Source organism: Rhodococcus opacus B4 (assembly GCF_000010805.1).
GTDB lineage: Bacteria > Actinomycetota > Actinomycetes > Mycobacteriales > Mycobacteriaceae > Rhodococcus_F > Rhodococcus_F opacus_C.
Genome location: NC_012522.1, coordinates 6,977,936 through 7,002,745 on the forward strand (window position 1 = coordinate 6,977,936; position 24,810 = coordinate 7,002,745).

23 protein-coding genes are annotated in these 24,810 nt (G+C 68.2%); 19 read left to right on the top strand and 4 right to left on the bottom strand.

From position 1 onward, the window contains the following. Window positions 1-5: 5 nt before the first annotated feature. The gene (locus ROP_RS31645) at window positions 6-1,370 is read right to left on the bottom strand and encodes a coenzyme F420-0:L-glutamate ligase (protein WP_015890076.1); all 1,365 of its coding nucleotides are present in this window, start codon (window positions 1,368-1,370) and stop codon (window positions 6-8) included. Further along, on the bottom strand, window positions 1,367-2,356 hold the full coding sequence (gene cofD, locus ROP_RS31650) for a 2-phospho-L-lactate transferase (protein ID WP_015890077.1): 990 nt from the start codon (window positions 2,354-2,356) through the stop codon (window positions 1,367-1,369). The genes ROP_RS31645 and cofD overlap by 4 nt, the downstream gene beginning before the upstream one ends. Before the next feature lie 501 nt (window positions 2,357-2,857). Here cofD and ROP_RS31655 point away from each other — a divergent pair. Further along, complete coding sequence (locus ROP_RS31655; protein WP_043825729.1) at window positions 2,858-3,169, top strand: WhiB family transcriptional regulator; 312 nt, start codon at window positions 2,858-2,860, stop codon at window positions 3,167-3,169. Here ROP_RS31655 and ROP_RS31660 read toward each other — a convergent pair whose 3' ends face one another. Next, window positions 3,170-3,661 (bottom strand): metallopeptidase family protein, encoded by a 492-nt coding sequence (locus tag ROP_RS31660; RefSeq protein ID WP_015890079.1) that lies wholly within the window; start codon window positions 3,659-3,661, stop codon window positions 3,170-3,172. It abuts the gene before it with no gap. A gap of 80 nt (window positions 3,662-3,741) precedes the next feature. Between ROP_RS31660 and ROP_RS31665 the strand changes: the two genes are divergently transcribed. The 15 genes from ROP_RS31665 (at window position 3,742) to secA (ending at window position 21,716) form a co-directional block, all read left to right on the top strand. Then, window positions 3,742-4,137 (top strand): DUF3499 domain-containing protein, encoded by a 396-nt coding sequence (locus ROP_RS31665; protein ID WP_043825734.1) that lies wholly within the window; start codon window positions 3,742-3,744, stop codon window positions 4,135-4,137. Between the two features lie 104 nt (window positions 4,138-4,241). After that, window positions 4,242-5,609: a phosphomannomutase/phosphoglucomutase gene (locus ROP_RS31670; RefSeq protein ID WP_015890081.1), complete on the top strand. Its 1,368-nt coding sequence runs from the start codon at window positions 4,242-4,244 to the stop codon at window positions 5,607-5,609. A 78-nt stretch (window positions 5,610-5,687) separates the two neighbouring features. After that, entirely contained in the window at window positions 5,688-6,767 is a 1,080-nt protein-coding gene (locus tag ROP_RS31675; protein ID WP_015890082.1) for a hypothetical protein, read from the top strand. After that, entirely contained in the window at window positions 6,767-7,999 is a 1,233-nt protein-coding gene (gene manA / locus ROP_RS31680; RefSeq protein WP_015890083.1) for a mannose-6-phosphate isomerase, class I, read from the top strand. Before ROP_RS31675 ends, manA begins: the two co-directional genes overlap by 1 nt. 3 nt (window positions 8,000-8,002) lie before the next feature. Beyond that, entirely contained in the window at window positions 8,003-8,152 is a 150-nt protein-coding gene (locus ROP_RS42780) for a hypothetical protein (protein ID WP_231869013.1), read from the top strand. 28 nt (window positions 8,153-8,180) lie between these two features. Further along, the gene (locus ROP_RS31685) at window positions 8,181-9,689 is read left to right on the top strand and encodes an amino acid permease (protein ID WP_015890084.1); all 1,509 of its coding nucleotides are present in this window, start codon (window positions 8,181-8,183) and stop codon (window positions 9,687-9,689) included. A gap of 143 nt (window positions 9,690-9,832) precedes the next feature. Then, window positions 9,833-10,453 (top strand): TetR/AcrR family transcriptional regulator, encoded by a 621-nt coding sequence (locus ROP_RS31690; protein WP_015890085.1) that lies wholly within the window; start codon window positions 9,833-9,835, stop codon window positions 10,451-10,453. A gap of 90 nt (window positions 10,454-10,543) precedes the next feature. Next, window positions 10,544-12,028, top strand: a complete 1,485-nt coding sequence (gene ahcY, locus ROP_RS31695) for an adenosylhomocysteinase (RefSeq protein WP_043825739.1) — start codon at window positions 10,544-10,546, stop codon at window positions 12,026-12,028. Window positions 12,029-12,084: 56 nt separating this feature from the next. Beyond that, window positions 12,085-12,768, top strand: a complete 684-nt coding sequence (locus ROP_RS31700) for a dTMP kinase (protein ID WP_015890087.1) — start codon at window positions 12,085-12,087, stop codon at window positions 12,766-12,768. A gap of 45 nt (window positions 12,769-12,813) precedes the next feature. Beyond that, entirely contained in the window at window positions 12,814-13,491 is a 678-nt protein-coding gene (gene mtrA / locus ROP_RS31705; RefSeq protein ID WP_005240059.1) for an MtrAB system response regulator MtrA, read from the top strand. Then, window positions 13,488-15,260 carry an MtrAB system histidine kinase MtrB gene (mtrB, locus tag ROP_RS31710; protein ID WP_015890088.1) on the top strand — a complete coding sequence of 591 codons (1,773 nt, stop codon included), beginning with the start codon at window positions 13,488-13,490 and terminating at the stop codon, window positions 15,258-15,260. The genes mtrA and mtrB overlap by 4 nt, the downstream gene beginning before the upstream one ends. Continuing rightward, the gene (gene lpqB, locus ROP_RS31715) at window positions 15,257-17,050 is read left to right on the top strand and encodes an MtrAB system accessory lipoprotein LpqB (RefSeq protein WP_015890089.1); all 1,794 of its coding nucleotides are present in this window, start codon (window positions 15,257-15,259) and stop codon (window positions 17,048-17,050) included. Before mtrB ends, lpqB begins: the two co-directional genes overlap by 4 nt. A gap of 99 nt (window positions 17,051-17,149) precedes the next feature. Continuing rightward, window positions 17,150-17,848: a ComF family protein gene (locus ROP_RS31720; protein ID WP_015890090.1), complete on the top strand. Its 699-nt coding sequence runs from the start codon at window positions 17,150-17,152 to the stop codon at window positions 17,846-17,848. A gap of 171 nt (window positions 17,849-18,019) precedes the next feature. Further along, on the top strand, window positions 18,020-18,697 hold the full coding sequence (gene hpf / locus ROP_RS31725; RefSeq protein ID WP_015890091.1) for a ribosome hibernation-promoting factor, HPF/YfiA family: 678 nt from the start codon (window positions 18,020-18,022) through the stop codon (window positions 18,695-18,697). Between the two features lie 151 nt (window positions 18,698-18,848). Continuing rightward, window positions 18,849-21,716 carry a preprotein translocase subunit SecA gene (gene secA, locus ROP_RS31730; protein ID WP_015890092.1) on the top strand — a complete coding sequence of 956 codons (2,868 nt, stop codon included), beginning with the start codon at window positions 18,849-18,851 and terminating at the stop codon, window positions 21,714-21,716. On the opposite strand, the gene ROP_RS31735 is transcribed toward secA, so the two are convergent. Further along, entirely contained in the window at window positions 21,717-22,241 is a 525-nt protein-coding gene (locus ROP_RS31735) for an Rv3235 family protein (RefSeq protein WP_015890093.1), read from the bottom strand. Window positions 22,242-22,346: 105 nt separating this feature from the next. On the opposite strand from ROP_RS31735, the gene ROP_RS31740 reads away from it, so the two are divergent. Genes ROP_RS31740 through ROP_RS31750 form a run of 3 tightly spaced genes read left to right on the top strand, consistent with a single transcriptional unit; the run spans window position 22,347 to window position 24,745 of the window. Then, complete coding sequence (locus ROP_RS31740) at window positions 22,347-22,784, top strand: HAD-IA family hydrolase (protein WP_015890094.1); 438 nt, start codon at window positions 22,347-22,349, stop codon at window positions 22,782-22,784. After that, window positions 22,778-24,202, top strand: a complete 1,425-nt coding sequence (locus tag ROP_RS31745; protein ID WP_015890095.1) for a WS/DGAT/MGAT family O-acyltransferase — start codon at window positions 22,778-22,780, stop codon at window positions 24,200-24,202. Before ROP_RS31740 ends, ROP_RS31745 begins: the two co-directional genes overlap by 7 nt. 30 nt (window positions 24,203-24,232) lie before the next feature. After that, a complete protein-coding gene (locus ROP_RS31750; RefSeq protein ID WP_015890096.1) occupies window positions 24,233-24,745 on the top strand; it encodes a DUF6912 family protein in 513 nt (170 codons plus the stop codon). Window positions 24,746-24,810: the final 65 nt, after the last annotated feature.

Sequence of the window (24,810 nt, forward strand, 5' to 3'; positions counted from 1 at the left end):
GCGGGTCATTTCTCGATCAGGGCGTCGCCGGGGTCGGCGGGGTAGCGGGGTCCGAGTGGTTCGAGTGGGTGGCCGACGGCGATCGCGCCGAGCGGTTGCCAGTCGGCGGGCAGTCCGAGGACACCGCGGACGGTGTCGGCGGCGAAGATCGTCGAGCCGATCCAGCAGCTGCCGATTCCCTTGGTGGCCAACGACACCAGCAGTCCCTGTACCGCCGCGCCGACCGCGACGGTGAACATCGTGGCCTCCGCCGCCCGCCGGCGCGGGTCGGGGTAGCTGTGCGCGCCGTCGGGGACGCAGAACGGGATGATCACCTCCGGCGCGTCGAACAGGATGTTCCCCCGCGCCACCCGCGCCGCCACCGCGTCCGCGTCCATGCCGTCGGCGGCCAAGTCGGCCTGCCACCGCTCCCGCATCGCCGACAGCAGGTCCTCACGCACCGCCCGGGTACGGATCCACACGAACCGGACCGGCCGGGTGTGGTGCGGCGCCGGGGCGGTGAGGGCCTCGGCGATCGACGCCCGCACCGCGTCGGGATCGACGGGATCGTCGGCGAATTCGCGGACCGAGCGGCGCAGCAGCAACGCCTCCGCCCGACCCCGTTCCACGGATTCGGCGGTGCCGAGCCAGAACAGGTCCTCCTCGCCGTGCCGGATCAGATCCCGTGCCCGCGACCCGTCGTCGGCCAGGGCCAGGCCCCGCACCACCGCGACCGGCACCCCGCCGAGCTTGCCCTTGACGAGGTCACCGGCGGCGGCGATCTCGTCGGCGACCGCGACCTCGGTGACCATCAGTTCGTTGCCCTGAGAGTCCCGGGCCCCGGCGTACCCGTGCAGGACCGGCAGCCCGGCCGCGCCGATGGCGGCGTCGATCTGCCCGTTGCGCCACGCCCGCCCCATCGTGTCGGTGACCACCACCGCGACGGTGACACCGAGCGCCGCCTCGATCGCCTCCCGCAGCCCGCGGGCGCTCGCATCCGGATCCTCCGGCAGCAGAGCCAGTTCGGAGCCCTCCACGTTCGATCCGTCGATTCCGGACGCGGCCTGCACGATCCCGAGCCGGTTCTCGGTGATCAGGGTCCGGCCCTTGCGGGCGACCACCCGCACCGCTTCCTGCTCGACCAGCCGGCGGCGGGCGGCGTCCCGCTCCTCGGGATCGACCGGGCACGAGACGATCCGGCCCTCGACCTTCGAGAATGCCTTGCTGGTGACCACCACCACGTCACCGCTGCGCAGCCACGGCGCCGCGGCGACGACCGCCGCGGCCAGGTCGTCGCCGGGCCGGAACTCGGGCAGCCCCGGCACCGGCAGGATCTCGATCGCCCCGCCCGGCGCGTGATCGACCGGCGCCCCACCCGCCTGCTCGGTCACAACCGCACCCCGGCCACGTCCAGGGCGGCCTGCACCATCGCGGCGGTGGCGTCCGGATCGGTCATGAGCAGCGGCACACTCCGTACGGCGACGCCGGGTACGTCGGCGGAATCGGTGTCGTGCACCAGCCAGCCGTCGAGGATCCCGGTCCCGGACCGTGCCCCGTACCAGCGGCCGATCGCCTCGGCGGACGTCTCCACCCCGATCACGTCCAAACATTCGTCGGCCATGCCGCGCAACGGTTTCCCGCCGACGATCGGCGAAATCCCGACCACCTTCGCGGTGGTGGTGCGCAGCGCACCCCGGATCCCCGGCACCGCCAGGATCGCGCCGACGCTGACCACCGGATTCGACGGCGCCAGCAACACGATGTCGGCGCCCTCGATCGCCTCGAGCACCCCCGGTGCCGGCGTCGCCTGCTCCGACCCGATGTGCGCGAAACTGTGCGTCGGTACCTGCGCCCGGTGGCGAACCCACCACTCCTGGAAGTGGATCGCCCGCTGCTCCCCGTCCTCCGGGTCGGTGATCACCACGTGAGTTTCACTACGATCGTCGGTGACCGGCAGCAACGTCACACCCGGCTGCCAGCGGTTGCACAACGCCTCGGTCACCGCCGACAACGGATACCCCGTGCGCAGCATCTGCGACCGGATCAGATGGGTCGCGATGTCCCGGTCCCCGAGTCCGAACCAATCCGGCTTGGCGCCGTAGGCGGCGAGTTCCTCCTTGGCGTTCCAGCTTTCGCCGGCATGCCCCCACCCCCGGACGGTGTCGATACCCCCACCGAGGGTGTACATGCAGGTGTCCAGGTCCGGGCAGATCCGCAGCCCGTGCATCCACACATCGTCACCGACGTTGACCACCGCCGTGATCCGATGCGACGAATCCGCACCCGCACCACCCGGCGCATCGGCGCCCAGAAGCCGTCGCACTCCTTGCAGGAACCGGGCCCCACCGACCCCGCCAACCAATACAGTCACGTTCACGGTGCAAGCCTAGGCGGTGAGCGTCGGCGTCCGGTGGCCTGCTTCCCCAGGGGGATTCGAGAGCGCGAAATAGTAATCGACTTTCTGCGGTTAGCTTGACCGCGACACGCTGGGCGTGTCTAATCACAAATATGTCATTCCAACGTTGCGGGCGTGGAATCACTTGCAGCGGGGATCAATTCGAACGGTTGTTCGAACGGGGTGGCAGGGGTGTTCGGTTCGGGGTACATGATCGATCGAAATTTTCTGCGCTATCACAGGTGAGGAGGCGGAACGATGCCCAATGAGCAGATCGAGTCGGAGACTCGCTGGAGCACAGTAAGCGACGAACCGCAGACCAATTCCGAAGCAGGCGCAGCGGACGGCGTCTGTGTTCAAGAAGTCTGTGTGCAAGAAGACGGTGTGCAACAAATCAGCGTGCAAGACATCAGCAATGTGCAAGACATAAGCAATGTGCAAGACATAAGCAATGTGCAAGAAAGCAGTGTGAGCGAACTTCCGATGCCGGAGCTCGTCGCGCAGGAGGTCGAGACGGCGGGCCCCCGCCCGGCGTTGAGTCTGGTGACCGGTTTCGACGAATTGTTCGACACCATCGAGGATCAGTGGCAGGAACGTGCGCTCTGTGCGCAGACCGACCCTGAGGCATTCTTCCCCGAAAAGGGAGGGTCCACGAGAGAAGCGAAGCGCATCTGCCTCGGTTGCGAGGTGAAGGACGAATGCCTCGACTACGCACTGGCCAATGACGAGCGGTTCGGTATCTGGGGTGGCCTGTCGGAGCGTGAGCGCCGGCGCCTGAAGCGGGGGATCGGCTAGTCAGTCCTCATCGCCCGGCAGATCCGGGTCGATGACCTCGGGTTCGACCCCGAGGTAGGTACTCACCTGCTGTACGAGCACGTCGTGCACCAGGTCGGTGAGATCGTCCGGATCCTTGGCGCGCTGTTCCAGCGGGCGCCGGAAGAGGACGACTCGCGCCCGCGTGGTGGATCCGTGCCGGTCGATGCCTGCCGGGATCAACCGGGACAGCGGCACGGGCCCGTCCGCCACGACCTCGGCGGGCCAGTTGACCGAATCCGGGTCGAGCGCATGAATCTTCGGAACTTCGTCGACGGCGATGTCCAGCTTCGTGAGGCGTTCACGCCAGCGTGAGTCGATCGGCGCGAACGCCTCCAGAACCACCAGATCGAATTTTTCCGCGCGGCTGCGCCGCGCCGGCGCGTCCGGGGGGAACACGGACCCGCGGATCCCGCGTCCCCGCCGGTCGACGGATCGAGTGGTGACGGGACGCCTGCGTCGTGCTCTGGACATGGAGTGGACATTACGACAGCCGGACACTGTCGGTGTGTCCGAGTAGGTGTGGGGCCTTCGTGGGGCTAGGCTTCCTAGCTGTGAGATCTCTGCGTCGATGCTGCCGCCCCGGGTGCAAGAACCCCGCTGTCGCGACGCTCACGTACGTCTACTCGGACTCCACCGCAGTCGTGGGCCCGCTCGCCACGGTCGACGAACCGCACTCGTGGGATCTGTGCGAAACGCACGCGTCGAGGATCACCGCACCCAAGGGCTGGGAACTGGTTCGGTACGAGGGTGGATTTTCGTCGAGCACCCCGGACGAGGACGACCTGACCGCGCTGGCGGAGGCCGTGCGAGAGGCAGGTCTCGGCGATCGTGGCCGGTCCGAGCGCGCTCTGTCCACCGAGGAGCGCGCCGAAACCGGCACCCAGCCCGGCCCGGCTCGTACCGGGCGGCGTGGCCACCTGCGGGTTCTTCCCGACCCCGCCAACTGACGTCCCCAGCTCGTCCCGGGCCTGCGGTCCGCGGCGTGCCGTGCCCGCGACGGGCAGGCATTAGGCTTGCGCCAGCACTGGTGCTCGTAAAGGAGAAAACAGAAGTGGCGCGATCAGCCGAGTCCGTACATGCCGTGATCAAGGCTTACGACGTGCGGGGTGTCGTCGGTGAACTCATCGATGCCGCGTTCGTGCAGGACGTGGGTGGCGCCTTCGCACGACTCGTCCGTGAGGAGGGCGCCACGAAGGTGGTGATCGGGTACGACATGCGCGCGTCGTCCCCGGAACTCGCCGGTGCGTTCGCCGACGGCGTCACCGCGCAGGGCCTCGACGTCGTGCTCATCGGACTCGCGTCCACCGATCAGCTGTACTTCGCCTCGGGACTGTTCGACTGCCCGGGTGCGATGTTCACGGCGAGCCACAATCCGGCGAAGTACAACGGCATCAAGCTGTGCCGCGCGGGCGCGAAGCCGGTGGGGCAGGAGACGGGCCTCGCCGCGATCGCCGCGGAGGTCGTCGACGGGGTTCCCGCATACGACGGCGCCGCGGGCGAGGTGTCCGAGGAGGACGTGCTCGAGCAGTACGCGAGTTTCGTCCGCGGGCTGGTGAACCTGTCCGACCTCCGGCCGCTGACGGTGGCCGTGGACGCGGGCAACGGCATGGGCGGGCACACCGTGCCCGCAGTGTTCGAGCCGATGCCGGTGAAGCTGCAGCCGCTGTATTTCGAACTCGACGGCACGTTCCCGAACCACGAGGCGAATCCGCTCGACCCGGCGAACCTGGTGGATCTGCAGCGGTACGTCCGGGAGACCGGTGCCGACATCGGTCTCGCCTTCGACGGTGACGCCGACCGCTGCTTCGTGGTCGACGAACTCGGCAACCCGGTGTCGCCGTCCGCGGTGACGGCCCTGGTGGCCGAGCGTGAGCTGGCCAAGGAGCCGGGTGCCACCGTTATCCACAACCTCATCACGTCCCGCGCCGTGCCGGAACTGGTCACCGAACTGGGTGGACATCCGGTGCGCACCCGGGTCGGGCATTCGTTCATCAAGCAGCAGATGGCCGAGACGGGCGCGATCTTCGGCGGCGAGCACTCCGCGCACTACTACTTCCGCGATTTCTGGGGCGCCGACTCCGGCATGCTCGCCGGGCTGCACGTCCTCGCGGCGCTGGGGGAGCAGGACCGTCCGCTGTCCGAACTGATGGCCAAGTACGAGCGGTACGCGGCGTCGGGGGAGATCAATTCGACGGTGTCGGACGCCGCCGAGCGGACCGCCGCGGTGGTGGCGGCGTTCGCCGATCGCACCGCGGGTGTCGACCGGCTCGACGGTGTCACGGTCGAATTGCGCGGCGGCGCGTGGTTCAACCTGCGCGCCTCCAACACCGAACCGCTGCTGCGACTCAACGTCGAAGCACCCACGACGGCAGACGTAGATGCACTCGTTACCGAGATATTGGGCATCGTCCGAGCCTGACTGCCATAGTTGGAATGACAAGGTTCTGCTCGTGCTGCGAATGTGGCTTGCACTGACGAAGAAAGGGGGTGCGGTGTCATGACAGCGCCGACGCCCCTGCTCGATCTGGACGACGGGGACGGACTGGTTTCCGCGGACACCGAGGGCGTACTGCGTTCCGCCGCAATGGGGGGTGCCCAGATCCGGGCCACCCGGTCCGCGGTCGAGGAAGGGGCCCTCGAACGACTGCAGGGGCTGCGTCCGCGCAGCGTGGTGGTGGTCACCGGCGCGGGGCGGGCCAGCCGCGGTGCCGGGATCCTGACGGCGGTCCTCGCCGAACGGATCGGATTCCCGCTGGTGCGCGCCGCGCGGACCCCCGTCTGGGTGGGCCCGCTCGACGTGGTGGTGGTGGCCGGCGACGACGCAGGCGACCCCCGGCTCGTGCAGGCCGTCGACGCGGCGGTGCGCCGCGGCGCCGAAGTCGTGGTCGCGGCACCGGACGAGGGACCCTTGCAGGCGGCAGCGGCCGGACGCGTCGTCATGTTCGCGCCCCGGGTCCGGGCTCTGACCCGGCACGGCCTGCTCCGGTACTTCGCGGTTCTGCTGGCCGTCCTTCGGGTGGTCGGTTCCGAACGCTGGGGCGACGAGGTCCCCGACCTCGAGCAACTCGCCGACGCGGTCGACGGTGAGGCGCTGCGCGACCGGCCGAACAGCGAGGTGTTCCACAACCCCGCGAAATCTCTGGCCTCCCGCATGCAGGGTCGCCGGATCGTCCTCACCGGCGATACGGAGAGCACGGTGGAACTGGCCAGGCACGGCGCCGAGGCGCTGTTGCACGCCGGCCGCGTGGCGACGGCGTCGGAGCTTCCCGACGTGCTGAGTGCGGCGGGCACGTTCCGCGTCGACCCGGCGCTGTCCGCGCACGACGCGATCTTCCACGATCCCGAACTGGACGGTCCGCCGCCGGCGAGCCCGGTGCGCACGTTCGTGCTGTCGGCCGATGCCGACCGGATGCTCGTCGAACGTAGGATCGCGGTCCTGGGCGACGTCGACCTCGTCGTCGCGTCGTCCGACGAGGGGCAGGTTTCCTCGCAGCGCCCCGAATTGGAACAGGCGGCGGTACTGGTGGGCAGGCTCGACATGACTGCCGCGTATCTACAGTTGATCGGCGGTATCTAGTGCACCGACTCGAAGGTGCGCTCCGGTCCTACGCGTGGGGATCGCGCACCGCCATCGCACAGCTGCGCGGACTTCCGGTTCCCACGGCCCATCCCGAGGCGGAACTGTGGCTGGGCGCACACCCGGGTGATCCCGCCCGCGTCATCACCGACGAGGGGCCCCGGTCTCTCCTGGACCTGGTGCACTCGGAGCCCGAACGCCAGCTCGGGAAGCGCAGCGTCGAGACGTTCGGCGAACGCCTCCCGTTCCTGCTCAAGTTGCTCGCGTCGGAGGAACCGCTGTCGTTGCAGGCGCATCCGAGCGCCGAGCAGGCGTGGGAAGGATTCGCCCGGGAGAACGAGGTGGGAATCCCCCTCGAGTCCTCCGTGCGCAACTACAAGGACGCCAGCCACAAACCCGAACTCGTCGTGGCTCTCAGCAGGTTCCACGCGCTCGCCGGATTCCGGGACCCTCAGCGCACGGTCAAACTGCTCGAGGCGATCGCCGTTCCCGAACTGCAACCCTACGTCGGCCTCATTGCCGGGCAACCCGACTCGGACGGTCTTCGCGCGCTGTTCACCACGTGGATCACGTTGCCGCAGCCCGTGCTCGGTGCGCTGATGCCGAGGGTGCTCGACGGGTGCGTCGACTACCTGTCGAACACCAAGGACGGTGAATTCGCGGCGGAGGTCCGCACCGCCCTCGAACTGAGCGAGGTGTACCCGGGGGATGCGGGTGTGCTCGCCGCGCTGCTATTGAACCGGGTCACCCTCGAGCCGGGGCAGGGCCTGTACCTCGACGCCGGCAACCTCCACGCCTACCTGCACGGGATGGCGGTCGAGATCATGGCCAACTCCGACAACGTGCTGCGCGGGGGACTGACGCCGAAGCACGTGGACGTGCCGGAGTTGCTGCGTGTCCTCGACTTCGACACCGTCGACATTCCGATCCTGGAGGCGCAGGAGCGTCCGGGCGGGGGCGAATTCGTGTATTCGACGCCGGCGCCGGAATTCGTCCTCGCGCGGATCGACCTGTCACCGGACGGCCCGACCGAGCACCGGCTCGACTCGGAGGGGCCGCACATCCTGCTGTGCACCTCGGGTTCGGTGGAGTTGCGCTGCGGAAACGACAGCCTCGAACTGTCCCAGGGAAACGCCGTCTGGATCGCGGCCGAGGACCCCGAAGTGGTGGCGACGGCGGGCACCGAATGCGCCCAGTTGTTCAGTGCGAGGGTCGGCGCCCCGATCGCGTAGCCTGTGACCCGCCCTGCGATCCGAGAAGGGCTCACCGGCACGGTCGCCCAGGCCGTCCACGAGGCCGAGGCGCGGGTGCGGGGCGCCGTCCCGGCGGCTCGCCGCATCTACATCGAACCCGGCCTGTTCCGGGCAACCGAAGGCATAGGCTGAACGGCAACTTTCGATTGAGGAGGCTGATGTGGCCATCCAGGACAAAGGCAGCGGAGAACCGGATATCGGCGGCAGGCCGACCGGCTTGTTCCGCACCAAGTCGATCGAGCAGTCGATCCGCGACACCGACGAACCGGAGACCAAACTCCGCAAGGACCTGACGGCGTGGGACCTGACCGTCTTCGGTGTCGCCGTCGTCATCGGTGCCGGCATCTTCACGCTCACCGCCCGGACCGCGGGTAACGTCGCGGGACCTTCGGTGTCGGCGGCGTTCGTCATCGCCGCCATCGCGTGCGGCCTCGCCGCGCTCTGCTACGCCGAGTTCGCCTCGACCGTTCCGGTCGCCGGCAGCGCGTACACCTTCTCCTACGCGACGTTCGGTGAACTGGTCGCGTGGATCATCGGCTGGGACCTCATCCTCGAATTCGCGCTCGCGGCGTCGGTCGTGGCGAAGGGCTGGTCGCTCTATCTCGGTGAGGTGATCGGCAACCACTCGCCGATCGCGCAGATCGGCTCGGTCACGTTCGACTGGGGCGCGGTACTCATCGTCGCGATCATCACCGTCGTGCTGGCGACGGGCACCAAGCTGTCGTCGCGCGTCTCCCTCGTGATCACGTCGATCAAGGTGGCCGTGGTGCTGGTCGTCGTGGTCGTCGGCGCGTTCTACATCGACCCCGACAACTACTCGCCATATATTCCGCCGTCCGAGGCGGGCAGCACGGGCGAGGGCATCCACCAGTCCCTGTTTTCGTACGCCACGGGCGCGGGCGGCAGCACGTTCGGCTGGTACGGGCTGCTCGCGGCGGCGAGCCTGGTGTTCTTCGCGTTCATCGGGTTCGACATCGTCGCCACCACCGCCGAGGAGACGAAGGATCCGCAGAAGGCGCTGCCCCGCGGAATTCTGGGATCGCTGCTGATCGTGACCATCCTGTACGTGGCGGTGACGCTGGTGCTCACCGGCATGGTCGACTACCACGAATTGGCCGGGGACAGTTCCAATCTGGCCACCGCGTTCGGCATTCACGGAATCACGTGGGCGAAGAACCTGATCTCGTTCGGTGCACTGGCCGGCCTGACCACCGTGGTGATGGTGCTGATGCTCGGGCAGACCCGGGTGCTGTTCGCCATGTCCCGGGACGGGCTGATGCCGCGGCGGCTGGCGCCGACCGGCAAGCACGGCACCCCCGTTCGGATCACCGTGCTCGTCGGTGTCGTCGTGGCCGTGCTGGCGGGCGTCTTCCCGATCGGCACCCTCGAAGAAATGGTGAACATCGGAACGCTGTTCGCGTTCGTCCTCGTGTCGATCGGCGTGATCGTGCTGCGCCGCACCCGCCCGGACCTGCCCCGCGGATTCCGGGTCCCACTGGTCCCACTGGTTCCCGTCCTGGCGGTGCTGGCCTGCCTGTGGCTGATGGTCAACCTGTCCGTCGAGACGTGGATCCGGTTCATCGTGTGGATGGCGCTCGGTGTGATCATCTACTTCGCGTACAGTCGCCGTCACTCGATGATGGAGAGGCGCAGTCGCGGCGAGGTCTGACACTCGCAGGGTTTCCGGCTGGGGCGCAGGGGGATTCGGTGCCCGGAGGCGGCGCGGCGCCGGAATTTGTTGGGACGGCGCCCCGGACGGCCGGTGCCGCCCGGATTACGGTGCGGCGAAACCGGGGCACTAAGGTCTTCGCCATGACTTCGTCGCGTGTCCGGGTGCCCTATCAGGAGGCTGCGCGGCTGCTGCTGCGTCAGTCGGTGCTGGACGCGATGCGGGACCTTCTGTTCGAGAAGGACTGGTCGGACATCACGATGTCGGACGTCGCGGCCGGTGCCGGGGTGAGCCGACAGACGCTCTACAACGAGTTCAAGTCCCGGCAGGGCCTGGCGGAGGCGTACGCCCTCCGGCTCGCCGACGAACTGGTCGACGCCGTCGACGAGGCGCTGGTGGCGAACGTCGGGCAGGGCCGCGCCGCGCTGCTCGCCGGATTCACCGCGTTCTTCGCGGCGAGCCTGTCCGACCCTCTGGTGCAGTCACTCCTGCGCGGGGAGACCAAGCCCGATCTGCTGCGGCTGATCACGACCGAGAGTGCCCCGATCATCGAGCGGGCGTCGACGCGGCTCGCCGAGGTGTTCCAGCGGGGCTGGGTGCGGGCGAATCCGTCGGACGCGGGGATTCTCAGCCGAGCCATCGTGCGTCTCGCTATGAGTTACATCTCGATGCCACCCGAATCCGAGGCCAACGTCGCCGAGGATCTGGGTGCTCTTCTGGGGCCTTTCGTGGACGAGGCGGTGGGCGGGGCCGATCGTGGGTGATCGCCCGGCCGCGCAGCGTCACGTGAGTGTGACCGCCGGGCCGCAGTACCGATAGCCTTGACCGAAACAGCAGTCAAACAGGAGAGGCAGATGACGACCTCAGTTTCAACCACGCCCGTGGCCGAGAGCCGCAACGGGATCGATTTCAAGGTGGCGGACCTTTCGCTCGCCGAGTTCGGCCGCAAGGAGATCCGGCTCGCCGAGCACGAGATGCCGGGACTGATGGCGCTCCGCCGCGAGTACGCAGAGGTGCTGCCGCTGAAGGGCGCTCGCATCTCCGGTTCGCTGCACATGACCATCCAGACGGCTGTGCTCATCGAGACGCTCACCGCGCTGGGCGCCGAGGTCCGCTGGGCCTCGTGCAACATCTTCTCGACGCAGGACCACGCCGCCGCCGCGATCGTCGTCGGCCCGCACGGCACGCCCGAGGAGCCGCAGGGCACCCCGGTCTTCGCGTGGAAGGGCGAGACGCTCGAGGAGTACTGGTGGGCCGCCGAGCAGATGCTCACCTGGCCGGACGCCGACAAGCCGGCGAACATGATCCTCGACGACGGCGGCGACGCCACGATGCTCGTCCTCAAGGGCGCGCAGTTCGAGAAGGCGGGCGTCGTGCCGCCCACCGACGACGACCAGGATTCCGACGAGTACAAGGTGTTCCTCGCCCTGCTGCGTCAGTCCCTCGAGGCGGACAAGAGCAAGTGGACGAAGGTCGCGGAATCGGTGCAGGGCGTCACCGAGGAGACCACCACCGGTGTCCTGCGGCTGTATCAGGTCGCCGCTGCCGGTGAACTCGTCTTCCCGGCGATCAACGTCAACGACTCGGTCACCAAGAGCAAGTTCGACAACAAGTACGGCACCCGCCACTCGCTGCTCGACGGCATCAACCGCGGCACCGACGTGCTGATCGGCGGCAAGGCCGCACTCGTCTGCGGGTACGGCGACGTCGGCAAGGGCTGCGCCGAAGCGCTGCGCGGACAGGGCGCCCGCGTCGCGGTCACCGAGGTCGACCCCATCAACGCCCTCCAGGCGCTGATGGACGGCTTCGAGGTGAAGACGGTCGAGCAGGCCATCGGCTGGGCCGACATCATCATCACGTCCACGGGCAACAAGGACATCATCACGTTCGATCACATGAAGCAGATGAAGCACCAGGCCATCCTGGGCAACATCGGTCACTTCGACAACGAGATCGACATGGCAGGCCTCGAGCGTTCCGGTGAGGTCACCCGCATCAACATCAAGCCGCAGGTGGACGAGTTCCGGTTCAAGGACGGCCACTCGATCATCGTGCTGTCCGAGGGCCGCCTGCTGAACCTCGGCAACGCGACCGGCCATCCCTCGTTCGTGATGAGCAACAGCTTCTCCAACCAGGTGATCGCCCAAATCGAGCTGTGGACGAAGCCGGAGGAGTACGACAACGAGGTGTACCGCCTCCCGAAGCACCTCGACGAGAAGGTCGCGAAGATCCACGTCGAGGCTCTCGGTGGCACCCTCACCAAGCTCACCAAGGAGCAGGCGGAGTACATCGGCGTCGACGTCGAGGGCCCGTTCAAGCCCGAGCACTACCGGTACTAGAGGCCGCGGCGTCCCCCGGTCCGTCGTGTGCGGGCCGGGGGATAGCCTTTCTCCTCGTGGGAACACTGATTGCGCTGGAAGGCCTGGACGGCGCGGGTAAGCGAACACTGGTCGGCGCCGTGGTGGATCGCCTGACCGAACGGGGTCTGACGGTCGGCACCCTCGACTTTCCGCGGTACGGCAGGTCCGTGCACGCCGATCTGGCATCGGAGGCGCTCAAGGGCGCGCACGGGGACCTGGCCGAGTCCGTGCACGCGATGGCCGTGATGTTCGCGCTGGACCGGTCCGGCGCCGTCGGTGAGCTGTCAGACCTGCTCGCCGGCCACGACCTGGTGATCCTGGACCGGTACGTGGCGTCCAACGCCGCGTACGGTGCGGCCCGGTTGCACCAGGCGGCGGACGGGGAGTTCGTGGGCTGGGTGGAGAATCTCGAGTTCGAGCGGCTGGGGCTGCCCAGACCCGACCTGCAGCTGTATCTGGACGTTCCCGTCGCGCTCGCCGCGCAACGCGCCCGGGGCCGCGAATCGGCGGATGCCAGCCGCTCCCTCGACGCCTACGAACGCGACCGTGGGCTGCAGGAACGCACCGGTGAGGTGTACCGCGAGCTGGCCGTGAAGGACTGGATGTCGCCGTGGTGGGTGCTCACCCCGGACACCGATCCGGTCACGCTCGCCGAAAACCTGGCACTCTTGAGTGACGACACGGCCCGCCGTGACGAGAAAGAACACGGCACGCCGTAACGGCGAACGGGCTGTTACGGCCTCCGAAGATGCAACGATAGGGACATGAAGCCAAGGATTCTGGTTGTCGACGACGACACTGCGCTCGCGGAGATGCTCACGATCGTGCTCCGTGGCGAAGGATTCGATCCGTATGTGGTGGGGGACGGGACCCAGGCACTCACCGCGGTCCGGGAGACGCGCCCCGACCTGGTGCTGCTCGACCTGATGCTGCCCGGCATGAACGGCATCGACGTGTGCCGTGTCCTGCGGGCCGATTCCGGTGTTCCCATCGTGATGCTGACCGCGAAGACGGACACCGTCGACGTGGTCCTCGGATTGGAATCCGGCGCGGACGACTACATCATGAAGCCGTTCAAGCCCAAGGAGCTGGTGGCTCGGGTCAGGGCTCGGCTTCGCCGGACCGAGGACGAGCCGGCCGAGCTGCTCAGCATCGCCGACATCGTCATCGACGTCCCCGCCCACAAGGTGAGCCGGGGCGAAGAACTGATCTCCCTCACCCCCCTCGAGTTCGACCTGCTGGTGGCTCTGGCGCGCAAGCCGCGACAGGTGTTCACCCGTGAGGTGCTGCTCGAGCAGGTGTGGGGTTACCGACATGCGGCCGACACCCGACTGGTCAACGTGCACGTGCAGCGTCTGCGTGCCAAGGTCGAGACTGATCCCGAGAATCCCGAAGTGGTTTTGACGGTCAGGGGGGTCGGCTACAAGGCCGGACCGCCGTGACAGGTGTTTCCCGATGGCGGCGTCGTGTCAACCGACGCGTTTCGCCGATCCTTCGGTGGGGTCACTCACTGAGCAATACCCTCGCGCACACGTGGCGCCGTTCGCTGCAGCTGAGGGTCGTCGTGTCGACGTTGACGTTGTCGCTCATCGTCATCGTCGTGCTCGGCGTCGTGCTGACGAGTCAGATCACCGACCGTCTGCTCGAGACGAAGATCAACGCGGCCACGGAGGAAATGGACCGTGCCCGGAGCACGGTGGAGGGGCAGCTGGCCGGCGCGGACGACAGTAGTTCGCCGACCACCCAGCTCGACGGCGCCAGGGCCGCCCTGACGAACCGGGAACCCGACGCCGGGCAGGCGTCGGGTTCGGCGGGCACGTTCGACCCGGTGCTGATCGTGCCCGGTGACGGCCCCCGCGCGCCGACGTCGAGTGGTCCGGCGGACCAGATCCCGGAATCGCTGCGGGCGTTCGTCCAGGCCGGTCAGGTGGCGTACCAATTCGCCACCGTGAACGATCCGGAGGGCTATTCGGGACCGGCGCTGATCGTCGGGAGCCCGACCGCGTCGGCGATCTCCACGCTCGAGCTGTACCTGGTGTTCCCGCTGGCCAGTGAGGACCGCAGCCTGTCGCTGGTGCGCGGCACGCTGCTGGTGGGTGGCGCCGTGCTCGCCGTGCTGCTCGCGGCCATCGCGCTCCTCGTCGCCCGGCAGGTGGTGCTGCCTATCCGGTCGGCGTCACGGATCGCGGTGCGTTTCGCGGACGGCCGGTTGAAGGAGCGCATGCCGGTCCGCGGCGAGGACGACATGGCCCGGCTGGCGATGTCGTTCAACGAGATGGCGGAGAGTCTGTCCAAGCAGATCACCCAGCTCGAGGAATTCGGAAACCTCCAGAAGCGATTCACCTCCGACGTGAGCCACGAGCTGCGGACCCCGCTGACGACGGTCCGCATGGCGGCCGACCTCATCCACGACGGCAGCGACGACCTCGACCCGGTGCTGCGGCGGTCCTCGGAGTTGCTGGTCGCGGAACTCGACCGGTTCGAGGGGCTGCTGGCCGACCTCCTCGAGATCAGCAGGCACGACGCCGGCGTAGCGGAACTGGCCGCCGAGCAACTCGACGTCCGGATGTGTGCGCGGGCGGCGATCTCGACGGTCCGTCACCTTGCGCGCGAGAGCGGGACCGAACTGATCGTGGATCTGCCCGACCAGGCGGTGATGGCCGAGGTGGACCCGCGCCGGGTGGAGCGCATCCTGCGGAACCTGCTGGCGAATGCGATCGATCACGGAGAAGGCAAACCGGTGCTGCTGCGCGTGCGCGCCGACGACAGCGCTGTGGCGTTCATCGTGCGCGACCAGGGCGTGGGCCTGCGGCCGGGCGAGGAGAAGCTGGTGTTCAACAGGTTCTGGCGGTCCGATCCGTCGCGCGTGCGGCGGTCGGGCGGTACCGGACTCGGACTCGCGATCAGCGTGGAGGACGCGAACCTCCACGACGGCAGGCTGGAGGCGTGGGGTGAACCCGGCCAGGGAGCCTGCTTCCGGTTGACGCTGCCGCGGGTGCGGGGACGAAAGGTCGTGTCGAGCCCGCTGTCTCTGAGACCGGGGACCGCGAAATACGTTCAAGGGCAGCCGGTTCCGGGTGACGACACGTTGCCGGTGCGCAACGAGGCTCCGGAGGCGGCGGTCGACGAGTCCCGCACGGTTCCCCAGAAACGTGAGCGTGCGCACGTCGGTGACCGGGACGGTGCGCACGGGCCGGAGTCGGACCTGTGACGCCCGGCAGCCGATCCGCTATGCGGTCGCGATCGGTGTGCGGTGCGATCGCCCTCGCGGTGCTCGTGACCGTCAGCGGATGCGCGAGCCTCCCGGATTCGTCGACCCCGCAGGCGATCGGCACGATCAACCGTGACTCGCCGGGTTCGAGTGTGGCGGCCCCGGCGCCGGGACGTGAACCCGACCTGCTGCTGCGCGACTTCTTCAAGGCCAGTACCGATCCGACCGACCGGCACCTCGCGGCCCGCCAGTTCCTCACCCCCGGTGTGTCCGGCAGGTGGGACGACGCGGCCAGCGCCACGATCGTCGACAAGGTCGACGTCCTCCCGGAGACCCGGTCGGCCGACCAGGCGACGTACACGATCCGCGCCAACAAGGTGGGTCAGCTCGAGCCCGGTGGGCTGTACGTGGCGGAGGAGGGCAGTTTCGAGACGCGGATCAGTCTCGAGCTGCAGGGCGGTGAATGGCGGATCTCCGAACTCCCCGCAGGCGTGATCCTCGACCGCGCGCAGTTCCTGAACACCTACCAGCGCAAGTCGCTGTACTTCCTCGACCCGGCCGGGACGACGGTCGTGCCGGACCCGCGCTGGGTGTCGGGCGCCCAGGACCAGATGGCGTCGCAGCTGATCGGTCTCCTGATCGACGGGCCCAAGGCCGCGCTCGCCCCGGCCGTCCGCAACGAACTCGGGGACGGGGTCTCGGTGCGCGGCCCGATCACGAAGGCCGACGGCCGCACCGCGCAGGTGGGGGTGGGGCTCGGCGGGATCCGGATCGACTTCACCGGCGTGCCGCCGATGGACGCGCAGCAGAAGCAGCTGTTCGCGGCGCAGGTGATCTGGACGCTGGCCAACGCGGAGATCTCGGGCCCCTACGTGCTGCTCGCCGACGGCGAGCCGTTCGACGAACGGTTCCCGAACGGGTGGACCACCGCCGACGTCGCATCCATGAACCCGTTCGCGACGTCCAGCGCCACCGTGGGCCTGCACGCGCTGCGCGAGGGGTCGATGGTGAGCGTCACCGAGACCGGTGTCACCCCGGTGCCCGGGTACTTCGGTGCGGCCCGCAACATGCGCTCGCTCGCGCTGTCGCAGGACGGGAAGCTGGTCGCCGCGGTCGCCGACACGGGGCGCCCCGCGCCGGAGCCGGCGAGTTCGCTGATGGTCGGGGCGTACGAGGACGGTGCCGCATCGGTGCTCGAAGGCGGCGCGATCACCCGCCCCACGTGGGCGCCCGACAATTCGGCGATCTGGGCAGCGGTCAACGGCAACACGGTCATTCGGGTGTTGCGCGAGCCCGGCACCGGCCGGACGTCGGTGGTCAACGTCGACGCCGGCGCCGTCACCGCACTGGGCGCCACGATCACCGAGTTGCGGCTGTCGCGGGACGGCGTGCGGGCCGCTCTGATCGTCGACGGCAAGGTCTATCTCGCCATCGTCACCCAGATGCCGGGTGGTGCGTACGCTCTGACGAATCCGCGTGCGGTCGCGATAGGACTGGGCAGCCCGGCCCTGTCCCTGGACTGGAGCACGAGCGACACGATCGTCGTCGCGCGTGCGGCGTCCGACATCCCGGTGGTGCAGGTGGCCGTCGACGGGTCGCGAATGGACGCGCTGCCGAGCCGCAACCTGACCGCGCCCGTGGTGGCCGTGGACGCGTCGACGACCACGGAGTTCGTCGCCGACTCCCGGGCGGTGTTCCAGTTGAACAACAACGATCCGGCCGGCGACCGGTACTGGCGGGAGGTTCCCGGGTTGACGGGCGTGAAGGCGATACCGGTCCTGCCGGGCTGAGCTCGCCGGAGCGGTCGGGCTGTCGGTGCGGTCGGGCTGTCGGTGCGGGCGGGCTGTCGGTGCGGGCGGGCTGTCGGTGCGGGCACGGATACTGCCCGCATGCGCGCGCTGCCCGGTCTCCGGACCCTGCTCGATCTGATCCTGCCCGCCGAGTGCGGCGGGTGCGGGGTGCCGGGCACCCTGTGGTGTGCCCGCTGCGCCGCGGAGATGGCCGACGACCCCGTGCTGCTCCGGCCGCGCGTGGATCCGGGGGTCGGGGTGTGGGCGCTCGGGCCGTACTCGGGTGTCCGCCGCCGGGCCGTCATCGCCGCGAAGGAACGGGGGCGACGCGATCTCGCCGTTCCGCTCGGAGCCGGCGTCGCGGGCGCTCTGAGCCGTCTGCAACAGTGGGGTGAGCTCGACCCACCGGACGTCGCTCCGGTGGTCCTCGTGCCCGCTCCGACGCGCCCGCGGGCAGCCCGCGCGCGCGGCGGCGACCCTGTCACGCGGATAGCCGTCACCGCCGTGGGGGACACGCGGGTGTGTCCCGCGCTCGTGATGCGGCGCGCCGTGCGTGATTCGGTCGGGCTGACCGCCGATCAACGTCGAGTAAACCTCGAGGGTGGCGTCCGGTTGACGCGCAGCGGTGCGGCGTTCGCGCAGCATCTCGCGTCGGAATGTTCTGCACTGCAACAAGTCTCGGTGGTGCTGGTGGACGACGTGTCGACCACGGGCGCCACCGCGACCGAGTCGGTCCGGGTGCTGGCGAGAGCGGGCATCCGAGTGAGTGCGGTGGTCGTCGTGGCGGGTGTCGGATGAAATTCTGCCGAACAGTGGCACTCGCGCGCGTTACGTACTAGCGTCGCGGACACACCCGAAAACACAGGTAGGAGGTGGAACTTCGAACCTGGTGCCGGGCGGACCCCCTTCCGGCATTGCTCAAACTCGCCGCCGCCCATCAAGGGGCGGGGCCGTAATCGGGAGGTACGAGTGACGACCCCTTCGCAAGCCTCGGTTTTCGTCGACGACCGCACCACGGAAGCACAAGAGAAGACGGATACCCCCACCGCCGAGATCGTCGTCAAGGGACGCAACGTCGAGGTACCCGACCACTTCCGCGTGTACGTCTCCGAGAAGCTGTCGCGCCTCGAGCGCTTCGATCCCTCCATATTCCTGTTCGATGTCGAACTTCAACACGAACCCAATCGACGCCAGAGGAAGAACTGCCAGCGCGTCGAGATCACTGCCCGAGGCAAGGGGCCGGTAGCCCGAGCCGAGGCATCCGCCGACAGTTTCTATGCAGCATTCGAGTCGGTGACCGCCAAGCTCGAGAGCAGGCTCCGCCGCACCAAGGACCGGAAGAAAGTCCACTACGGGGAGAAGACCCCGGTGTCGGTGGCGGAAGCCACCGCCGCACTGGCCGAGGACGAGAGTCTGGGCATCAGTCCCGACATCTCCCTGGACGGTCAGGTGTCGGAGGAGCACACACCCGGTCACGTCGTGCGGACCAAGGAACACACGGCTACGCCGATGACCGTCGACGACGCTCTGTACGAGATGGAGCTGGTAGGACACGATTTCTTCCTGTTCCACGACAAGGAGTCGGACAAGGCGACCGTCGTCTACCGGCGGCACGCGTTCGACTACGGATTGATCCGTCTGGCGTGATGTACTCCCGTTCCGCCTGACGATCCGAGCGGTCGGTCTACTCGTCCGATCGCGGAAGCGCCTACCATGGAATCCGGCCGGGGTTCTCGGACCTCCGGCCGGATTTTGTGTGTCACCCATCCACTGCCGAAGATTGAGGACGAACAAGACTGTGCCGTCGCTGTCGCTATCGAAGCTGCTCCGTGTTGGTGAAGGTCGCATGGTCAAGCGGCTCAAGCACATCGCCGACCACGTTTCCTCGCTGTCGCCCGAGGTCGAAGACCTGACCGACGAGCAACTCCGCGCGAAGACCGAGGAGTTCCGCGCCCGCTACCGGGACGGCGAGACGCTCGACGAGCTGCTGCCCGAGGCGTTCGCGGTGGCCCGCGAGGCGTCCTGGCGAGTCATCGACCAGCGGCACTTCCACGTGCAGATCATGGGCGGCGCCGCCCTCCACTTCGGCAACATCGCCGAGATGAAGACCGGTGAGGGCAAGACCCTGACCTGCGTGTTGCCCGCATATCTCAACGCGATCGCCGGGGACGGCGTGCACGTCGTCACGGTCAACGACTACCTCGCCAAGCGCGACTCCGAGTGGATGGGCCGCGTCCACCGCTTCCTCGGCCTCGACACCAGCGTGATCCTGTCCGGGATGTCGCCGGCCGAGCGTCGCGCGGCCTATGCGGCGGACATCACCTACGGCACCAACAACGAGTTCGGGTTCGACTACCTGCGCGACAACATGACGCACTCCCTGGACGACCTCGTCCAGCGCGGGCACAACTTCGCCGTCGTCGACGAGGTCGACTCCATCCTCATCGACGAGGCCCGGACCCCCCTCATCATCTCCGGCCCCGCCGACGCGTCGAGCAAGTGGTATGCGGAGTTCGCCCGCATCGCGCCGCTGCTCAAGCGCGACGTGCACTACGAGGTCGACATCCGCAAGCGCACCATCGGCGTCCACGAGGCCGGCGTCGAACTCGTCGAGGACCAGCTCGGCATCGACAACCTGTACGAGGCCGCCAACTCGCCGCTCGTGAGCTACCTGAACAACGCCATCAAGGCCAAGGAGCTGTACACGAAGGACAAGGACTACATCGTCCGCGACGGCGAAGTGATCATCGTCGACGAGTTCACCGGCCGCGTCCTCGTCGGCCGCCGCTACAACGAGGGCATGCACCAGGCGATCGAGGCCAAGGAGAAGGTCGAGATCAAGGCCGAGAACCAGACCCTCGCCACGATCACGCTGCAGAACTACTTCCGCCTGTACGACAAGCTGTCGGGGATGACGGGCACCGCCGAGACCGAGGCCGCCGAGCTGCACCAGATCTACAACCTCGGTGTGATCCCGATCCCCACCAACCGGCCGATGGTCCGCGTCGACAACGGCGACCTGATCTACAAGACCGAGGAAGCCAAGTTCCACGCCGTCGTCGACGACGTGGTGGAGCGGCACGAGAAGGGCCAGCCGGTCCTCATCGGTACCACCAGCGTCGAGCGGTCCGAGTACCTGTCGAAGCAGTTCACCAAGCGCGGTGTGGCGCACAACGTGCTGAACGCGAAGTTCCACGAGCAGGAAGCCCAGATCATCGCCGAGGCAGGCCGGTCGGGAGCGGTCACCGTGGCCACCAACATGGCCGGTCGCGGTACCGACGTCGTGCTCGGCGGCAACCCCGACATCATCGCGGACATCGCGCTGCGCAAGCAGGGTCTCGACCCCGTCCACACCCCCGACGACTACGAGGCGGCGTGGGACGACGTCCTCGACCAGGTCAAGGCCGAGGTGAAGGCCGACGCCGACAAGGTGCGCGAGGCCGGCGGGCTGTACGTCCTCGGCACCGAGCGGCACGAGTCCCGCCGCATCGACAACCAGTTGCGCGGCCGGTCGGGCCGGCAGGGCGATCCGGGTGAGTCCCGGTTCTACCTGTCCCTCGGCGACGAGTTGATGCGCCGGTTCAACGGTGCGGCGTTGGAGTCGATCATGACCCGGCTCAATCTGCCCGACGACGTTCCCATCGAGGCGAAGATGGTCTCGAAGGCCATCAAGAGCGCTCAGACGCAGGTCGAGCAGCAGAACTTCGAGATCCGCAAGAACGTCCTCAAGTACGACGAGGTGATGAACCAGCAGCGCACGGTCATCTACAACGAGCGCCGTCAGATCCTCGAAGGCAAGGACATGGAGGGCCAGGTCGAGAAGATGATCACCGACGTGGTCACCGCCTACGTGGACGGCGCCACCGCCGAGGGCTATGTCGAGGACTGGGATCTCGAACAGCTGTGGACGGCGCTCAAGACGCTGTACCCGATCGGTGTCGACTACAAGGAACTGGTCGGCGACGGCGACGACGAGACGAAGGACATCACCGCCGAGGAACTGCGCGAGACCCTGCTGAAGGACGCGCACGACGCGTACGCCCGGCGCGAGGCCGAGATCGACGGTGTCGCCGGTGAGGGATCGATGCGCGAACTCGAGCGCCGGGTCCTGCTGAGCGTCCTCGACCGGAAGTGGCGTGAGCACCTCTACGAGATGGACTACCTGAAGGAGGGCATCGGCCTGCGGGCGATGGCCCAGCGTGATCCGCTCGTCGAATACCAGCGCGAAGGTTTCGACATGTTCGGCGGCATGCTCGAGGGCCTGAAGGAGGAGTCGGTCGGATTCCTGTTCAACCTTCAGGTCGAGGCGGCCGCCCCGCAGGCGGCGCAGGCGCCGGGCGTCAGTGTCACCGCGGCTTCCGCGGCGGCGACGGCGTCGGCCGCACCCGCTCCGGCGGCGCCGCGACCGCTGCCCACCCAGGAGGCCGCGCAGCAGGCGCAGGGCACGGCGGCACCGTCCGCGCTCCGCGCGAAGGGACTGGACGACGGGGAGCCCCGCGGGCTCACGTATTCCGGGCCCGCCGAGGACGGCAACGCCCAGCTCAGCCGCCGCGGAGCGGCCGAATCGGACGATTCCGCCGACGCCGGAACCCGCCGCCAGCGGCGGGAGGCCGCGCGTTCGCAGTCGAAGGGCAAGAAGGCTCCGCGGACCAAGCGCAAGCGCTGATCAGCCGATCACCAGCGAGGTGACGGTCCAGCCCGTGTCGGACTGTTGTTCGACACGGGCTGCGATCACGAAGATCCGGGGTCCCCGGCTGTAGGTACCGAAGGCCTCGAACACGCAGGGCTCCACCGCGCGCAGGTGCACGCGGACGAGCGCCGCCACACCGAGTCGCCGGGCGGGCGACTCCGCGAGCGCGAGCGTGCGTACCACGTCGAGGAGCGACGGCGTCACCAGCGGCCGCAGTTGCCGGACGTTGCGGCGCCGATCCAGCACTTCGAGAACCAGCCGGAACGCCTGCTCCGTGAACCGTTGAACGTCCGGCGACGGAATCGGCACCGTTCCCGGGTGCGTCACGGCGGTGCGCGGCGACGCACCCGAGTGCGGCGACGACCGGTGCCTGCCGTACCCACGCGGGTGCCGCGCACCCGAATGCGCCGCCGAACTTCCGGGCAGGATCGGCTCGGTGTCGTCGCCGGCCGCCGGCTCGAAGCGCGGCGCCCGTGACAGGAACGTGTAGGACTCACTCATTTCTTACCCCCCGGTTTCGGCATGAGACGGCCGTCGTAGCGGTCATGATCGCACGGATCCCGTCGTCGTGTCGCCGAACCGTGGGGCGGACCCTAGGGTGGGGACGTGCGGGGATTGATATTGGACTTCGGCGGAGTACTCGCGGGTCCCGGTTCGGACATGGACGGCCTGTCGTCCGTCCTCGCCGGTGCCCGGACCCGTGGTGTGCGGACCGCGATTCTCAGCAACGACCCCGGCGGTCCCGGCGCGCAGTGGCTGCGGGAACTCGGCGACGGCCGGCTGGTCGATCAGGTCGTGCTGTCCGGGGATGTCGGTGTCGCCAAACCTGATCCGCGGATCTACCGGTTCACGGCCGACGCGCTCGGTCTGGACCCGGGCGACTGTGTCTTCGTCGACGACCTGCCGGTCAACGTCCGGGGCGCGGTGGCTGTCGGGATGGTGGGCATTCACCACGTGGACGGCGCGGCCACGGCGGACGAGATCGCGATACTTCTCGAGGTGGATCGAGACGGGATGCAAGGGGGACAGGCGCCGACATGGTGACGAGACTGACTACGCAGGATGCATCGTTCTACTTCCTCGAGGCGAGCAGTACCCCGATGCACGTGGGATCGCTGGCGATCTTCCGGAAGCCGCGAAACGGGTTGTCCTATGAGGAATTGCTTAGCCTCGTCGAGGAGCGGTTGAGCCTGGTGCCCCGCTACCGGCAGAAGGTGCGGGAGGTGGCGCTGGGACTGTCGCGTCCGGTGTGGGTGGACGATCAGGACTTCGACATCGAGTACCACGTCCGGCGGTCGGCGCTGCCGAAACCCGGGTCGGACGCCCAGTTGCACGACCTGGTCGCACGGCTCACGTCCCGTCCCCTCGACAACACACGTCCCCTGTGGGAGATGTATCTGGTGGAGGGGTTGTCGAACAACCGCTTCGCCATCTTCACGAAGTCGCACTCCTCGCTGGTCGACGGCGAGACGGCGCTCGAGATCGGTCAGGTGATCCTGGACCCGGCGAAGACCCGGCGGCCGATGGCCGAGGAACTGTGGATGCCGAGTCCCGCCCCCAGTGAGTCCACGCTCATCGCGGGGGCGCTGGCGGAGATGGTGTCGAGGCCGGGTGAGGGGCTGGCCGCGCTGCGGATGACGTTGGGTGACATGGCGTCTGCGCTCGGTGAGACCGTGCGCGCCGTCGGCAAACTCGCCGCCGTGGTGCGCACCGCAGCGCAGGTGGCGCCGACGAGTCCGCTCAATGCGACGATCTCCCGCAACCGGCGCTTCGCGGTGGTCAAGACCGAACTGGGCGACTACCGGAAGATCCGGGCGCAGTACGGGTGCGAGGTCAACGACGTCATCCTCGCCGTGGTGTCGGGTGCGATGCGGTACTGGCTGCTGTCCCGCGGTGAACCGGTCGCGGAGTCGACCACGGTCCGGGCGATGGTCCCGATGTCGGTGTACGCGACGGACCCCGAGGCCGACGACGAGGCGTCGCGCCGCGGCGAGTGGGCGGACCCGCGGAGCATGGTGTCGTCCTTCCTCATCGACCTGCCGGTCGGGGAGCCGAACGCGGTGGTGCGGCTGTCGCACGTGGCGCACGCCATGGAGGCGCACGCGAAGCAGAGTCAGCGGGTCACCGCGGAGACCCTGGTGCGGTTGTCGGGATTCGCGCCGGCCACGCTGCATGCGATGAGTGCCCGTGTCGCGAGCAGCTTCTCGCAGCGCATGTTCAACCTGATGATCACGAATGCGCCGGGTCCGCAGATGCCGCTGTACGTCGGGGGAGCGAGGATGCTCGAGATGTATCCGGTGTCGCCCCTGCTGAAAAACCAGACTTTGAGCATCGGCCTCACGTCCTACGACGGCAACGTCTACTACGGTTTGAATGCAGACCGTGACGCCATGGCCGACGTGGACGTGGTGGCGGCGCTGCTGTACGAATCACTCGAGGAGTTGTTGGATGCCAGCCGGTGAGAAGTCCGCGGTGCGAATGACGGGTGACGCATGACGAGGGTGTACGTTCCCGCGACGATCGAGATCCTCCAGCGGCTCGTCGCCGACCAGGAGTTCGATCCGATGAGCCGTACCGCCTTCGCCGTCACCGCCACACTCCGCGAGGCGTACTCGTCGGGCGACGACGACGAACTGGCCGAGGTCGCGATGGCCGAGGCCGCCCGGGCGTCGCTGCGTCTGATCGCGGGCCGGGTGGGGGAGAGCGGCAGCGACGGGGTCCGCTTCCGCCGCGCCGTGGTCGCCGCGGACATCGACGACGTGACACCCCGTCCGGACCTCGACGACGCGGTGGTCCGGTTGCCCGGTCCGGTGACGATCGGCCGGGTCGCGTCCGTGCACGTGGACCTCGCGGAGGCGGAGCCGGACATCGAACGGGCCGTGTCGGCGATCGACGAGGCGGATCTGGGGGATCCGGACGCCGAGTTCGTTCTCGGTGACGCCGAGGATCACGTTCTGGCGTGGTACGCCACCCAGGAGCTTCCGTTCCTGCTCGAACTGCTCTGACCGGTACGTCCGCTTACCTTGGGGTAACCTACGGTACCGTAACTTGATAACCTACGGTAGCGTAG